15 protein-coding genes are annotated in these 14226 nt (G+C 44.6%); 7 read left to right on the forward strand and 8 right to left on the reverse strand.

Features of this window, described 5'->3' with window-relative positions:
* Positions 1-90 precede the first annotated feature (90 nt).
* The 4 genes from GXO74_06635 to GXO74_06650 are packed head-to-tail and all read left to right on the forward strand — an operon-like array spanning position 91 to position 3567.
* Entirely contained in the window at positions 91-1326 is a 1236-nt protein-coding gene (locus tag GXO74_06635; GenBank protein ID NOZ61341.1) for a DUF438 domain-containing protein, read from the forward strand.
* 51 nt (positions 1327-1377) lie between these two features.
* Positions 1378-1905, forward strand: coding sequence for a DUF1858 domain-containing protein (locus tag GXO74_06640; GenBank protein ID NOZ61342.1), 528 nt, complete (start codon positions 1378-1380; stop codon positions 1903-1905).
* A 13-nt stretch (positions 1906-1918) separates the two neighbouring features.
* Entirely contained in the window at positions 1919-2266 is a 348-nt protein-coding gene (locus GXO74_06645) for a cupin domain-containing protein (protein ID NOZ61343.1), read from the forward strand.
* A complete protein-coding gene (locus tag GXO74_06650) occupies positions 2263-3567 on the forward strand; it encodes a 4Fe-4S binding protein (GenBank protein NOZ61344.1) in 1305 nt (434 codons plus the stop codon). The genes GXO74_06645 and GXO74_06650 overlap by 4 nt, the downstream gene beginning before the upstream one ends.
* Before the next feature lie 89 nt (positions 3568-3656).
* On the opposite strand, the gene GXO74_06655 is transcribed toward GXO74_06650, so the two are convergent.
* Positions 3657-4568 carry an SDR family NAD(P)-dependent oxidoreductase gene (locus GXO74_06655; protein NOZ61345.1) on the reverse strand — a complete coding sequence of 304 codons (912 nt, stop codon included), beginning with the start codon at positions 4566-4568 and terminating at the stop codon, positions 3657-3659.
* Between the two features lie 390 nt (positions 4569-4958).
* On the opposite strand from GXO74_06655, the gene menA reads away from it, so the two are divergent.
* Together menA and GXO74_06665 are read left to right on the forward strand one after the other, a co-directional pair.
* Positions 4959-5993 carry a 1,4-dihydroxy-2-naphthoate octaprenyltransferase gene (menA, locus tag GXO74_06660; GenBank protein NOZ61346.1) on the forward strand — a complete coding sequence of 345 codons (1035 nt, stop codon included), beginning with the start codon at positions 4959-4961 and terminating at the stop codon, positions 5991-5993.
* 58 nt (positions 5994-6051) lie between these two features.
* Positions 6052-6753, forward strand: a complete 702-nt coding sequence (locus GXO74_06665) for a hypothetical protein (GenBank protein ID NOZ61347.1) — start codon at positions 6052-6054, stop codon at positions 6751-6753.
* 143 nt (positions 6754-6896) lie between these two features.
* Here the strand turns inward: GXO74_06665 and GXO74_06670 are convergent, their stop codons facing one another.
* The 7 genes from GXO74_06670 to GXO74_06700 form a co-directional block, all read right to left on the reverse strand.
* Positions 6897-7646, reverse strand: a complete 750-nt coding sequence (locus tag GXO74_06670; protein NOZ61348.1) for a sulfite exporter TauE/SafE family protein — start codon at positions 7644-7646, stop codon at positions 6897-6899.
* Between the two features lie 94 nt (positions 7647-7740).
* Positions 7741-8610, reverse strand: coding sequence for a hypothetical protein (locus GXO74_06675; GenBank protein NOZ61349.1), 870 nt, complete (start codon positions 8608-8610; stop codon positions 7741-7743).
* 38 nt (positions 8611-8648) lie between these two features.
* Positions 8649-9833 carry a DUF362 domain-containing protein gene (locus GXO74_06680; protein NOZ61350.1) on the reverse strand — a complete coding sequence of 395 codons (1185 nt, stop codon included), beginning with the start codon at positions 9831-9833 and terminating at the stop codon, positions 8649-8651.
* 157 nt (positions 9834-9990) lie between these two features.
* Positions 9991-10224 (reverse strand): cold-shock protein, encoded by a 234-nt coding sequence (locus tag GXO74_06685; protein ID NOZ61351.1) that lies wholly within the window; start codon positions 10222-10224, stop codon positions 9991-9993.
* Between the two features lie 170 nt (positions 10225-10394).
* Entirely contained in the window at positions 10395-11141 is a 747-nt protein-coding gene (locus GXO74_06690) for a TerC family protein (protein NOZ61352.1), read from the reverse strand.
* Positions 11142-11313: 172 nt separating this feature from the next.
* On the reverse strand, positions 11314-11736 hold the full coding sequence (locus GXO74_06695) for a ParB N-terminal domain-containing protein (GenBank protein NOZ61353.1): 423 nt from the start codon (positions 11734-11736) through the stop codon (positions 11314-11316).
* Positions 11737-11823: 87 nt separating this feature from the next.
* Positions 11824-13482: an amidohydrolase family protein gene (locus GXO74_06700; GenBank protein NOZ61354.1), complete on the reverse strand. Its 1659-nt coding sequence runs from the start codon at positions 13480-13482 to the stop codon at positions 11824-11826.
* Between the two features lie 307 nt (positions 13483-13789).
* Between GXO74_06700 and GXO74_06705 the strand changes: the two genes are divergently transcribed.
* Positions 13790-14206 (forward strand): transcriptional repressor, encoded by a 417-nt coding sequence (locus tag GXO74_06705; GenBank protein NOZ61355.1) that lies wholly within the window; start codon positions 13790-13792, stop codon positions 14204-14206.
* The last annotated feature ends 20 nt before the right edge of the window (positions 14207-14226 follow it).

Raw genomic sequence — 14226 nt, forward strand, 5'->3', positions numbered from 1 at the left:
TGCAAAAAAAACGGAGATTAATTGGTAATACAATAAAACATTTGATTTTAATAATTTGAATACCAGCCATTAAATTTAAGGAAAAGAAAAATGAGCGAACTAATAAATAATTCAAAGAAAAGAAAAGAGCTATTGAAACACATGATTTTGCAACTGCACAAAGGCGAGGCGCCGGAAGTCGTCAGAAAACAGTTGATTCGGTTGATGGGGCAAGTGCCGTACAATGAAGTTGTGGAGGTGGAACAGGAACTGATTTCCGAAGGCCTGCCGCAGGAAGAAGTGCTGCGTTTGTGCGACATTCACACGGCGGCTCTGGAGGGCGCCATTGATCAGTCCGGCGCAAAAAAGGCAGAACCGGGGCATCCGGTGCATACTTTTCAGCAGGAAAATATTGCGCTGCAACTGAAAATTGCAGAGCTGGAAAAATTGTACGAACAGGTTGAGAAGCTCGACTCGGCGGATGACGTTGCTGAATTATTGCGGCAGATTCAGGGACATTTTAATGAACTGGCTGATGTGGACAAACATTATCTGCGAAAAGAAAATTTGTTGTTCCCCTATTTAGAAAAACATGGCGTAACAGGTCCGCCGCAAGTGATGTGGGGCAAACATGACGAAACCCGCGTTTTGCTGAAGGCGGCGTTTGAGGCATTCAAACAGACAGCGAAAATGTCTGTGGAAGAAGCAAAAACAGTGACAAATATGATTTTTCGCCCGGCGTCCAAAGCTGTGGACGACATGATCGGCAAGGAGGAAGAGATTCTCTTTCCCATGACATTGGACACGCTCACTGACGCGGAATGGTACGAAATTTACAAACAGAGCGTGGAAATTGGCTTTTGCCTTTACGATCCGACTGATGAATGGAAGCCCGAAGGAATCGCTGACGAAAAATTTGGCTCCACTCCTTCAGACGGACGAATTCAATTGCCCAGCGGCAGTTTCACTGTCGAGGAATTAACTGCGTTGCTGAACACCATTCCGTTTGATTTGACATTTGTGGACAAAAATGACAAAGTGAAGTTTTTTACTCGCGGAAAAGAAAGAATTTTCGCTCGCAATCGTGCAATTTTGGGGCGAGATGTGCAAAAATGTCACCCGCCGTCAAGCGTGCACATTGTGGAAAAAATTTTGGACGATTTCAAATCCGGCGCTCAGGATGTGGCTTCTTTTTGGATTCAGATGGGCGGGAAATTTATCATGATCGAATATTTCGCCATGCGCAATGAAAACGGCGAATATCTCGGTGCCCTTGAAGTGAGCCAGGATTTGACGGAAAAGAGAAAATTGGAAGGCGAACAACGATTATTGAATTATGAAAAGTAGCCCTTGAAATAAGATGACAAAAGGTTTTAAACAAAATTGAAGGAAAGAGAAATGTCTGACGAACAAAAGAAAATTACGATTGAGCCAGGGACAAAAGTTTCGGATCTGCTGGAGGCCTATCCGCAGTTGGAAAGCGAATTAGGGGAAATCACGGCGATTTTTGAAAATTTGAATAATCCGATTTTGCGACAAACTGTGGCGCAAGTGACAACGTTGCGTCAGATTGCCGAAACGGAAAAAATCAGCGTGGCGTCTGTAGTGAACAGATTGCGAGTCAACGCCGGCATTCATGAATATTTCCCAGACGAAGTTGATTCGGATTCTGCCGGGAATTCGCCAACATGGCTGGATCGCGAAAAAATTGCAAAGACGCTGGACGCCACAGATATGCTGGGAAGAGGGGAACATCCGGTAACGGTAGTGCTTCAGGAAGTAGAAAAGCTCGATGATGAAGAAATTTATCAATTGATTACTCCATTTTTACCGGAGCCGCTGCTGGAAAAGGTGAAAAATAGCGGCTGCACAATCTGGACCGAGAAAAAGGGAAACAAGTACTATTCTTATTTTGTTAAATCGTAGAAGGAGAAAAAACATGAGCAATGAAAATTTGGGGAACTTACCAGGCGGCAAAGCGATTAATCTGGCGAGTCTGGTGGATTATTCGCCGCATTCAATTGTCAGTAGAGAAATTGTGAAAAACAGCTCCGGCTCACTGACGGTTTTCGCTTTTGACGCGGGGCAGGGGCTGAGCGAACATACAGCTCCGTTTGATGCTGTCGTACAGATTTTGGACGGAGAAGCAGAGATTAGCGTTGGCAAAAATACAGAAACTGCAAACGAAGGAGAGACTGTAATTATGCCGGCGAATATTCCTCATGCTTTGAATGCAAAGAAGAAATTCAAAATGCAACTTATAATGATAAAGGAAAAGAAACAATGATGTTTGTGCGATTACTTCCGGTGATTTTTTCTTGCTTGTTGATGGCGGCTCATTTCTCTCGCGGAGGAATTTTAGGATTGGCAATTTTTTGGTTGTTTTTGCCGTTTCTTTTGTTCGTGAAAAGACAGTGGGTAGTGCGGGTTTTTCAAGTATTGCTTGTTTTTGCCATGATAATCTGGGTCGAAACGGCGATCCGTTTGATTCAGATGAGGCAGGCGATGGGCGAATCCTGGACGAGATTGGCGATAATTTTGGCTGTGGTGGCGCTGTTTTCAGGCCTTTCAGCGCTTGTTTTTGAAAATAAAAAAGTGAAAGACAGATTTAAAAAAAAAAAGATTGACGGCGGAGTAGTCGCTTCAATTCTTTTGACCGCTGGTTTGTTGGCAATTGTGCAAATCAAAGTCGCCAATCCGATGCTGTTGGCTGAGAGATTTTTTCCCTCTTTGGGCTGGTTGGAAATTGCTGTTTTAGCGCTGTACGCTGGGTTTTTGGTGGAAAAAATGTTTGATCCCCAAGAGCAGCAAAAATGGCGCTTGCGCATCTGGTTATTTTTTTCTGTCGTCTTTTTCGGACAGCTATTGATCGGTTTGTTAGGCGCGGAAAAATTTCTCATGACCGGAAAGTTGCACTTGCCCATTCCGGCGATGATCGTTGCCGGGCCGATCTTTCGCGGCTCTGGATTTTTTATGCCCATCTTGTTTTTGACGACGATTCTGCTGGTAGGTCCGGCCTGGTGCAGCCATCTGTGCTACATCGGCGCTTGGGATAATTTTGCCAGCAATGGCGCCAGAAAACCGGCTATTCTGCCGCGGTGGCGTCATGCGGCGCGATTAGGAATTTTGCTGATGATTGTCGCTGTTTCGCTCCTGTTGCGGCTTGCCGGAGTCGATTCATTTTATGCCACGATTCTCGGAGCTGCGTTTGGCTTGTTGGGTGTGGGAATCATGGGCATTCTTTCACGAAAAAAGGGCTCCATGATTCATTGCACGGTTTATTGTCCCATCGGTTTGCTGGCAAATGCATTGGGCAAAATTAATCCGTTTCGCATTCGGATCAATGATTCCTGTACTGAATGCGGCGCCTGCACGCGAGTCTGCCGCTATCAAGCGTTATCGATGAACGATGTCAAAAATAGAAAGCCAAGTTTTACCTGCACTTTGTGCGGCGACTGCGTAGGTTCCTGCCATGAGAATTCCATCGAATATCGTTTTGGCAAAATTGAGGCAAATCGGGCAAGAATTATTTTTCTGGTGATCATCGTGAGTTTGCACGCGGTTTTTTTAGGGGTGGCGAGAATTTGAACGGCAAAAAAAAGCCAGATTTACGGCAAAATCCGGCTAAAATTTAGTAATTGATGTTTGAGAAAATTTGCGCTGAAAATCCGTAACAGTTATTTTTTGCCAATCACAAATTTGATTTTGGTTAAATTTTCGGAAACTTCCCACAATTTTTCAGCGACTGAAGCATCACGGGAAAGTTCATTCGATTGAACCTTTTGCGGATAGCCGCGCCATTCCAGCAGTCCCGACGGGCCGAAAAAATCACCGCTGTTCACATCGTTGGCGATCGCGGCGTACAATGTGGGTAAGGCGCCCATTTTCGGACTTTGCGCAAGAAAGTTGTTGAAGAACGAAAAAACACTGGAGTGTCTCTGGAGCGCTGTCGCTGACCAGCCCGGATGAGCCGCGGCGACGATTACGCTTTGATTTACTTTTTCTGCATTTCGTTTCAGTTCAGATGTGAAATAGAGATTGGCAAGCTTGCTGTCTCCATACGCCTGCATGGGTTTGTACTTTCGTTTTTCCCAATTGATGTCCGAAAAATCGATTTTTCCCCATTTATGCGCTACGCTGCTGACATTTACGATGCGGCTGTTCGGCGTTTTTTTGATCAAATCAAACAGCAGGGCAGTTAACGCAAAATGTCCCAAATGATTCGTTCCCATTTGCAGTTCAAAGCCGTCCTTTGTTTTTGAGTAGGGCGGTATCATCACCCCGGCGTTGTTGATCAGTAAATCCAATCGGTCAAAATTTGCCTTGAACTCTGCGGCAAATTTTTTCACAGATTTCAGGTCAGCCAAATCTAATGGCATCAGAACTAATTTAACGGGAAAGGCAGACCTGATTTTTTCGTAAGCTTCGTTGCCTTTGTCCGTATTGCGGACAGCCAGTACCACTGTTCCGCCTTTTTCAGCCAACGCTTTCGCTGTCTCAAAGCCAATGCCGCTGCTGGCTCCGGTGACGATGATTACCCGACCTGTTTGATCGGGGATGTTATTTTTATTCCATTTTTTCGTTTTCATTATATACTCCAGTTTTAGGGTTTTTAAATATTCGTAATTATTCAGCCGCGAAGTCTCCAAAACTCAAAAGGCAAAAAAAGAACCGATATATTCTCATCAACAAAGAAAAATTTTCAGCAAAAAAATTGTAGCTACTTTCATACTCTACTTGATGTTTGCCATTAGCAAAGGGTTCAATGTCAGTTCCGCGGCAGAATATTTTTGGCAAATTGTGCTAATTTTAGTCAAAAGGAAAAGTGCTTTAATAGAGGATATACAAAAACAATTGCCAATTCAAAAAATTGAGCTTGAAAAAGCTATTGATTTTTAAAGTTTGATTTTCTATATTGAAATTTGGAATAATTACAAAGCGGGAAAATGTGTCAAAACAAAGTCGGGAGTCGTTATTTTATGGCAAGTAGCATCCGAGCGTGGTGGCAAGCGTTTCGCTACCATTTTGTCCCGCCGAGTATTCTGCCGGCGATTTTGGGCGGCGTTTTAGCATGGGCGATTACCGGCGAATTTTTTCCTTTCTATTTTTTCCTCGTCGTCACGGGCGTCACTTTCAATCATATTGCGCTTAACATGACTGATGACTATTTTGATTACAAACACTCCATTGATGACGCCAAAAAACGCGAAAAAAATCCCTATTCCGGCGGCAGCGGCACGTTGACGGGTGGGGTGATTACGCCGGAGCAGATGAAGCAGGCTTTTTCTCTCGGCTATTTTCTCACTATTCTCATTGGCTTGTTTCTATCTGCAGAGCGCGGATGGATTGTTTTCGCTATTGGTGCTTTTGGCATGGCGTGCGCGTATTTTTACACAGCGCCGCCGATCCGCTACGGCTACCACGGACTCGGAGAAATTTCCCAATTGATAAATTTTTCTCTGACCATCGGTCTGGGCGCCTATTTTGTGCAAGCGCACTCTTTTTCTCCGGAAGCGGCGCTGGTCGTTTTGCCGCTGGGATTTATGATGTTCTCCATGATCACCATCAACGAAATTCCCGACGAGGCACAGGATCGCGACGGCAGAAAGAGAACGCTGGTAGTCATTTTCGGCGCTAAAACCGGTGTTTTCCTCTACGCTTTGAACATGATCATTGCTTATTTGATCATCATTCTTATCCCGCTTTTCAAAATAGCCAGTTTCTGGATTTATCTCAGTCTGGTGACACTCCCGTGGCTGACAAAGGCGATCGCCGTGGCAACGAAGAATTTTCGTGATCCGCAAAAATTAGCTCCGGCAAATCTGTTGACGATTCGAATTCACAATTTGACCGGAATTTTGCTGATTATCGCTTATTTGATCGAAGGATATCAGCGCCAAGCGCAACTCGCGCCGATGATTGTGCCCATCATTTTGTTGGTTGTGCTCTATTTTCCGGTGGCGTTGACAGTATTTTTCAATGTAATGCCTTTGAAACCAGCGGGGAAAAAGTAAACGATGTATTTTTTGCCCTGTTTGATAAAAAAAAACAACAAAAATTTCGGAGGACAATTTGGAATTTTCTAAAGAAGAGTTAGAGAAAAATAATGGCAAAGATGGCAATACGGCTTATGTCGCGGCGCATGGCAGAGTGTACGATGTGTCGGAAAGTAAATTGTGGAAAAACGGCAAACACATGGGGCGTCACGAAGCTGGCGCTGATTTGACGGAAGCGCTTGCGGCGGCGCCGCACGGCGCGGAAATGCTGCATCGTTTCCAACAAGTCGGTGAAACGAAATCCGAGGACACGGAGGTCGAACTGCCGTTGCCAAAGTTTATCGCAAAATTTTTGCACAAATTCCCTTTTTTCAAACGCCATCCCCATCCGGCGATTGTTCATTTTCCCATGACTTTTTACGGAACCTGTACACTTTTTCTCTTGTGGTATTATTTGCTGAATGACGATATCTCATTTTTACATTCTATTTTGTATCTTCACGTTCTGGGCACTATTTCTCTCCCTTTTGCGTTTCTCACCGGCTGGCTGTCCTGGAAAGTAAATTATCTGGGAAAGCCAATGGCTCATATCAGGTGGAAGATTGGCCTCAGCGTACTGGGCACGGTGTTTAGTATTATTGTTTTGATAGCCATGTTGCATGACGTAAATGTTTTGGCATCGCCCCAGGGAATAGAAATAATTTTACCCATTTTGGTGTTCCTGGATTTGCCGATATTCGCGTCCATCGGCTATCACGGCGGCCAATTAGTTTACTAATTTTTGGGAAAATTAACATTAAAAAAGGGTTTGTTTCAATATGGTGAAATGAACCCTTTTTTGTCAATTGCTCGGGTTTGAACTGATATTTTTTTCAGGGAAAAATGAAAGGGACGAATCAAAAATCTTTATTATTTTAGCGGTTAAATAATTTTCAAAAGTTTTAATGCCATAATCAGCATGGCAAGCATGAGAACAATGCGCACCACTTTTTCGCCGCGTTTTACCGCTAATTTTGCCGACCACCAACCGCCAAAAGCCATGCCGCCGGCGAGCACTATTCCGAAAATCCAATCAATATTTTTTGTCAAAATGAAAATGAGCAGCGCTGGGATGGTGTAAATGAAAATGATGAAAACTTTGTGCATGTTCACGCGGACGAGATTCAATTTCATCAAATAGTGCAGCGTTGCCATGATCAAAAATCCGACGCCGGCTTGGATGAACCCGCCGTAAAAACCAACGCCGAACAGCGCCGGGTAGAGCAAATATGGCTTGTAATTGCCAGTTTCACTGCCGAAATCTTTTTTCGCTCTGGGAACAACCATGGTGATCACGACGCCGATGATGATCATGCCCAATATTTTTTTGAACAAATCATTGCTGATGGAAACCGCGACCAGCGCGCCGATGATCGCTCCCGGCAGCGTGAAAGCCGCCAATTTGAGGCTTGTTTTGAACTGGGAGAAATTTTCCTGTTTGAAGGAAAGCACAGCCGATAAATTTTGTACTAAAATTGCCACGCGATTGGTTCCGTTGGCGACTGCGCCGTCCAGTCCCAAAAATATCAGCATGGGTAAAGTGAGTGTGGAGCCGCCGCCAGCCATCACATTGATGAACCCGGCGACAATTCCCAACAGAAAAAGCAGCGAAATTTTAATCAGTTCTGTCATCCGATTTTCTCTTTCAAATTTTCTTTTCCAAAATCAGTGTGAAATTCAGTCGCGAATCAGTTTGCAAAAAAAATATTTAACATGGGTGATGTGATCAAGGTTCCGCTGACAGATTTATTTTGATTAAAATTTTTTCTTTGATCAGCGCCACGCTGCCGAATTTGCCGCGAAAATCTTTGAACACTGTTTTTCGAGCGGAGTTGTGAATGATTTGCAAATACGGATCGTGAAAGGTCAAAAAATTTTGGTAGGCTTTTTTTGCTGCCAGTGAATCAGGGTAGGGGATTATCAAACGGGTGAACTTTACTCCGGCAGAATCAAAATCGGCACCAATGCCAAAAATTTTCCCATTGAGTTGAAAGATGTCGCCCTCGCCAAAAGTGAAAATCGGCTCCAGGGCATAGGGACCTCGAAAAATGAAAATACTTCCCGTGACGAGATTTTTTTGCGGTAAGTATTTCAGCAGTGGAATCTCCGGTGTTTCAGCGATGGAATCAAGAATGGGATTGAGCAAAGACGGCAATTCGTTCAGCCCGTTTTTTGTCCCTGAAAAATTATTTAGCTGAAAGAAGTCGTTGTTTTTCACGGCGATTATTTGCAGGTAGTTGCCGGAGTTTCGAGCCTGAACTGCGGCGATTGGCGTTTCTTTACCGCATTTCAGCAAATAAATCCCCAGCGCTGCTGTGGGGTTTTCCATTTGGTAAATTTCCAGTGAAAGCTGGAGCGAATCTTTTTTAAAATCCAAAACGAAAAGTTGCCGGAAACCGAACTCGTGAAATAGCTCGGCGCCGCCGTCGATGTGATTGAAAAGAGCGGTACCGGCAAAAATTTGCGGCGGATTCTGCCGTTCCCAGCCGTTGATTTTTTTCTGCAAAAAAATCGTCGAGTCCGCTGGCGTTGCTGAGCAAATGAGAATTTTCAAAAAAAGGATATTAGCAAAAATTGCGACCAGCGGTTTTCTCATTATTTTTTCCTTGAACAAATTTAAAGAATCAAACAGAATTAAGCTGAAATAACTTCAATTTTGGCCGGATCTGCAACTCCTATTCCCAGCCTCTCTGCGTAACGCAAATATTCGGTGAATCGCGGATGTTCGTTCACTTTAACGCCCATTTCTTTTCTTTTTTGCACCAGCAAATTGTGACAGGTCATGTCCAGCGCGAAAGGGTCCGTGGCAAAAAAGAGCGTGTTGTACGTGTAAGTGAATTTCGCGTTAGGGCCGGGGCCGCCATCGTACTGGGCGCGCAAACCATCGGTGATGTTCAGTACCAGTTTGTCGCGGATCACCGGAAATGCCAGCACTTCGGTGCAGACGTCAAAAAATAACGGCCGGTGCAAACGATTGGTGTTGCAAACGGAGCCGTAGCCCAAATTTTTCGTCGCCATGGAAATGCCGTTTCCCGTATTTTTGAACACCGGAATATTGATGATTTTTGTCAGCTTCTGCGTGAGTAATTTTCCGAAATAGGAATATTTGCCATTGACAACGTGTTGGTTCAAATAGGCGAGATCTTTAGGACCTTCGACATCGACCCAGTAGTAAACTTTCTGGTCGAAATTGTCGAGGCTGACATGTTTGCCGTCTTTTCGCAGCCAGCGGCTGTTGTCGCTCGTTTTGCCCATGGCAGCTTCCTCGTCCATGGTTTGCAGCCCTTCAATTTTGACGCCAGGAAAATTTTCTGCTGTGAAGCCGGCGTCCGCCAGCATGTAATCGAAACGATCCCAAATGACGATATTTTTTCGGGAAAGGCCGTTTTCGGTAAGCCAGTCGATGACCGCGCGGACAACTTCCAGCCGCGTGCTGATGAGACCGGCGCCCACAGGATTGACTTTGATGCCGACGATGTCCTTTTTGTCGAAAAATAAACCGAAGCCCTCTGCCGCGCTTTTCCCTGTCAATTTTTCAATGCCGTTGAAAACCATTTCTCGGACAACTTGCTGGTCAAATTTTTCATCTTTGGTGGCACTATCATTTTGAGTTTTTACGACTTTTCCGGGGAATTTGCCGGGTAGCGAAAATGGAGTTTTGGGAATCGCCAGCGCCTCTTCCACATTTGTTTTCGGACGCGCCGGGTTTTTGGTCTGTTCCTTTGCCCAAATCGCCGGTGTACCCAGCACAATGCCCGTGCCGATGGCGCTGCCTGTTCGCAAAAATGTTCGTCTGGTCATGATTGAAAAATTTGGCATGGATCGATAGGGTTGTTTTTTCATGGCGGAACTCCGATTTATTGATAATTTAGCAAATTTTTTGCAGAATTTTAGGATGGAGCGCGTCATTAAAAAAAGCAAAGCGACGTTGCCACTGTTGGGGTTCACGTCGCTTCAAGTTTTTCTTTTGTCGCTCTCAAGAAAGCGGCACAACATCTTGAGCCTGAGGCCCCTTTTCAGTTTCCTCAATAGAAAATTCAACTTTTTCGTCAGCTTCGAGCGCACGAAAGCCGGCGCCGCGGATCGCAGTGTAATGAACAAAAATGTCATCTCCGTCTTCGCGCGTAATGAAACCGAAGCCTTTCAGTTTGTTGAACCATTTGACCGTACCGGTTACTCGCTCTGCCACCGAAAGTTTCACCTCCTTCATTGAATGAGCATGGCACAAAGAAATTTAACCGCAATTGCAAAATTATCAAAATTTTGCGATTTTGACATTTTTTGCAATTAAAAATAACAAAATTTTGTGAAAATGTCAAGAAAAAAATGAAGAAAGTTGCGATTAAAATCCCATGCGCCCATTGCTGCAAACAACAAAAACTAAGCGCTTTCAATAGCTTTGTGCAATTTAACCGGTTTCCGCCGGACTTTTTTTCGGACGCGCAAATTGAGCATTTCCACCAGAAAAGAGAATGCCATGGCAAAATAGATGTAGCCTTTGGGAATGTGAAAATTGAGCCCTTCTCCCAAGAGCGAGACGCCCACTAAAATCAAAAAACTCAGTGCGAGCATTTTTATTGTTGGATGCGCGTCCACGAAATTGCCGATCGCGCGCGCTGCAAGCATCATAACTCCCACAGCGAGCACAATGGCAATGATCATCACTGCCAACTGCTCCGCCAGACCTACGGCTGTAATCACGGAATCGAGAGAAAAAATGATGTCTAACAGGGAAATTTGCATGACGACGCTGAAGAAACTGGCTGATTTGGTGGCTTCTGATTCGGTTTCGTCTCCCTCGAGAGCGGTGTGAATTTCGTGAGTACTCTTTGCCAGCAAAAACAATCCACCGGCAATCAGAATGAGATCTCTCCCGGAAAATTCCCAACGCCAGAGAAAAAACAGCGGCTGAGAAAGGGTCATGATCCAGCTCAGTACCAGCAGCAGTAAAATTCTCGTTATCATTGCCAGCGCCAGCCCGATGGAGCGGGCTTTATTTCTGACCTGAAGGGGTAATTTCCCCACGATGATTGAGATAAAGATGATATTGTCTATTCCTAAAACAATTTCCAGCGCGGTTAGTGTAAATAAGGCAATCCACGCTTCCGGTGAAGTGATCCAATTCATTTTTTTTCCAGAAATTTAGTTCAAATATTTTTTTGAAAATTTGCGCTGCTAACCAGCTATTTTGTCCGGACACTTATCCCGAAAAAGAATCGGTAGATTTTCTCATTGCCGGCGGTGAGAAAATAAATTTTTGATAAATCGAGACAGGTAATCTTTTTTTACCTGGAATCCGCTAATTTTTTGTTTTCAGATTTTTTCTTCCATGAAATAAATGGCGGAAAAATTCCACAATAAATTTAAAAATATTGAAAAAGCGAAATCTCTTAGGTGGATTCAAAAGTGTCTGACGCTTTCTTTCGTAGGCCTGGATATCGACTTCAGTCAAGTCTTTTCGCCCGATATTTTCGTGGTATTCCACTTCGATTTTTTTCAATTCGTCGTCGCCGGTGTGCACCATGATGGCGTCGATTTCTTTCCAGTCTAATTGACGGCAGGCGTTCAGACGGCGGAATCCGCTCAAAAGTTCATACTCTTCATTAATGATGATGGGATTCAGCAGACCGACCTGACGAATGGAGCTTTTGAGCTCAGAGAGATCGTGCAGTTCTTGACGAATGCGGTCAGTAATTATCACATCGTCGATTTTGACTTTCATTTTCACCTCCGATGGGTAAAACGCGTTTGAGGTCTGGGTTTGGGTTCAGTGAATTTGTGTCGATTTTTTTGTTTTAATTTTTTGCCATTATTTTTGAAATACAATTTTCCCCCCAACAATAGTCATCACAACCTGCACATTGCGAATTTGTTCCGGCGGAATAGCAAAAATATCCTGATCCAGTATTACAAGATCGGCTAATTTTCCGGGTTCGAGCGAGCCTTTGATTTTTTCATCGAAAGAAGCATAAGCCGCATTGATCGTGTAGGCGCGGAGGGCTTGTTCGACGGAAATTTTTTGCTCCGCAATCCAGCCATCCGAATGTTTTCCATCAAGCGTCCGCCTCGTCACTGCGGCATAAATGCCCATGATCGGATTCGGGGGCGCCACGTACCAGTCGCTGCCAAACGTTAATTTTGTGCCGCTGTCCAGCAGCGATTTGAGCGCGTGAGTTGTTTTTGCCCGCTCGTGTCCGATGACTTTTTCCGCCCACCTGCCGTCGTCGATGAGATGATAGGGTTGGGTGCTGGCGATAATTCCCAATTTCCCGAATCTGGGAATATCTTCGCTGCGCAAATGCTGCGCGTGCTCGATGCGAAAGCGGCGATCTCGTTCTCCGTTTTCAGAGATTACACGTTCGTAGATGTCCAGCAAAATATGATTGGCGCGATCGCCGATGGCGTGAACAATGGGTTGCAAGCCCAATTTATCCGCCTGACTAATCCAATGGTAGAGCGAATCCGGTGAATTTAGCAGAAGACCGTTGTTGTCCGGCGCGTCCAGAAAGGGTTCGAAAAATGCGGCAGTGTGCGAACCCAGGGAGCCGTCAGCAAATCCCTTCAATCCGCCGCTTTTGAGCCACGGATTGCCGGCGCCATTTTTTTGAATGAATTGGTGCAATTTTTTGAACGAAGAAATGGGAACAGCAGCGTAAATTCTTGTCGTGAGCAGATCTCTCTTGAGCGCGTGTTGAAAAACGTGCACATCTTCCCACGTTCCCATGTGATGAACTGAAGTGACGCCATTTTGTGCAAGATATGCCTGGGCATTTTGCAGAGCGCGATTTTTCATTTTTTCGCTCGGCTCGGCGACAAATTTTTCAATGAGCGTCATGGCGTTGTCTTTGAAAATGCCGGTGGGATTTCCCTGACTATCGCGGGCAATTGTTCCCCCTGAAACATCTTCTGTCGCGGCACAAATGCCGGCAATTTCCATCGCTTTGCTATTCGCCAGCGCCATGTGTCCGTCGAGCCGACTGAGCCACACCGGATTGTGCCGCGTCACGCTATCGATCCATTCCGCTGCTGGCAATTGGCCGCCCCAGAGCGAGTGATCCCAGTCGCCGCCGGTAATCCAGACGCCTGAAGGCAATGTTTTGGCAAATTCGGCGACTCGCTCGACAAAAACTTTTTTGGAATTTGCATCTCGCAATTGCACCGAAGCTAAACGACAGCCGCCTTCCAAAAGATGGAGGTGAGAATCAATGAAACCGGGCGCGATCATTTTGCCCTCAGCGTCGATGATGCGGGTATTTTCGTCCACGAAGGGCTGTATTTCAGCATTGCTTCCCACGGCGATGATCGTTGTATTTTCAATGGCAATGGCTTGTGCGAAAGGTTTTTCCGGAGCGCCAGTCCACACGCGAGCGTTCAAAATAACGAGGCGATTTTTATTATCTGAAGGCTTGGGAATAACTGAAAACGTCAAAAAAAGTGCGCTCAAAATGAAAACCAGTAACGGAAACATCGGCGAAGCAGCGCAAATCATTCGGATTCCCTTTCATTGGACTAATTGATAGCGAAAAATAGGCTCATGCAATTCGAAATGATTTTCAATTTAATAAAATAAGTCAAGAATGTCAATAGTCAAACGCAAATTTTCTTCAGTGACTTTAAATTTTATTGAACATGCAGTCTATTTTGAAGATGCCGACTAATGGCATTTTCGAGTTGAAGTTTTTTTCCCACAGATAAAAAAAATACTTGCTTTTGAAATTAATTTAATTTATATTCATTTTAAATTGATAGTCATTCTTAATTTAAAATGCAGGCCTATGGAACGATACAAAAAAATGCTCGTCGAGAAAGGAATTAAACCTACATTCCAGCGGATCAAAATTCTGGAGTACCTGGAAAAACATCATAACCATCCGACTGTGGACATGATCTATAGCGCGCTCTACAAAAAAGTGCCCACTCTGTCAAAAACAACAGTGTACAACACCCTCGGTGTTTTGAGCAAACATGGGCTGGCGTCAGTTTTGTCCACTTTGGATTCCGAGGCCCATTACGAATATAATTTTGACTCTCATCACCATTTTATTTGTAAAGTTTGCCATCGAATCATCGATATCGACGTACCTTGTACTTTTCGTGAATTTGTCGAAGAACGGGGGCATAAAGTCGAGGAGGTGCACGGAAATTTTATCGGCATTTGCAAAGATTGCATGGCAAAAATATCTAAAAAATAGAGCAAGAATCGGAGGAAGTT

It is taken from the genome of Calditrichota bacterium (assembly GCA_013152715.1).
Taxonomy (GTDB): domain Bacteria; phylum Zhuqueibacterota; class Zhuqueibacteria; order Thermofontimicrobiales; family Thermofontimicrobiaceae; genus 4484-87.

Excerpts from the sequence above, each read along its gene's own strand:
- GXO74_06635 (NOZ61341.1), top strand. The coding sequence starts at position 91 with ATGAGCGAACTAATAAATAATTCAAAGAAAAGAAAAGAGCTATTGAAA.
- GXO74_06640 (NOZ61342.1), top strand. The coding sequence starts at position 1,378 with ATGTCTGACGAACAAAAGAAAATTACGATTGAGCCAGGGACAAAAGTT.
- GXO74_06645 (NOZ61343.1), top strand. The coding sequence starts at position 1,919 with ATGAGCAATGAAAATTTGGGGAACTTACCAGGCGGCAAAGCGATTAAT.
- GXO74_06650 (NOZ61344.1), top strand. The coding sequence starts at position 2,263 with ATGATGTTTGTGCGATTACTTCCGGTGATTTTTTCTTGCTTGTTGATG.
- GXO74_06655 (NOZ61345.1), bottom strand. The coding sequence starts at position 4,568 with ATGAAAACGAAAAAATGGAATAAAAATAACATCCCCGATCAAACAGGT.
- menA (NOZ61346.1), top strand. The coding sequence starts at position 4,959 with ATGGCAAGTAGCATCCGAGCGTGGTGGCAAGCGTTTCGCTACCATTTT.
- GXO74_06670 (NOZ61348.1), bottom strand. The coding sequence starts at position 7,646 with ATGACAGAACTGATTAAAATTTCGCTGCTTTTTCTGTTGGGAATTGTC.
- GXO74_06675 (NOZ61349.1), bottom strand. The coding sequence starts at position 8,610 with ATGAGAAAACCGCTGGTCGCAATTTTTGCTAATATCCTTTTTTTGAAA.
- GXO74_06680 (NOZ61350.1), bottom strand. The coding sequence starts at position 9,833 with ATGCCAAATTTTTCAATCATGACCAGACGAACATTTTTGCGAACAGGC.
- GXO74_06685 (NOZ61351.1), bottom strand. The coding sequence starts at position 10,224 with ATGAAGGAGGTGAAACTTTCGGTGGCAGAGCGAGTAACCGGTACGGTC.
- GXO74_06690 (NOZ61352.1), bottom strand. The coding sequence starts at position 11,141 with ATGAATTGGATCACTTCACCGGAAGCGTGGATTGCCTTATTTACACTA.
- GXO74_06695 (NOZ61353.1), bottom strand. The coding sequence starts at position 11,736 with ATGAAAGTCAAAATCGACGATGTGATAATTACTGACCGCATTCGTCAA.
- GXO74_06700 (NOZ61354.1), bottom strand. The coding sequence starts at position 13,482 with ATGTTTCCGTTACTGGTTTTCATTTTGAGCGCACTTTTTTTGACGTTT.
- GXO74_06705 (NOZ61355.1), top strand. The coding sequence starts at position 13,790 with ATGGAACGATACAAAAAAATGCTCGTCGAGAAAGGAATTAAACCTACA.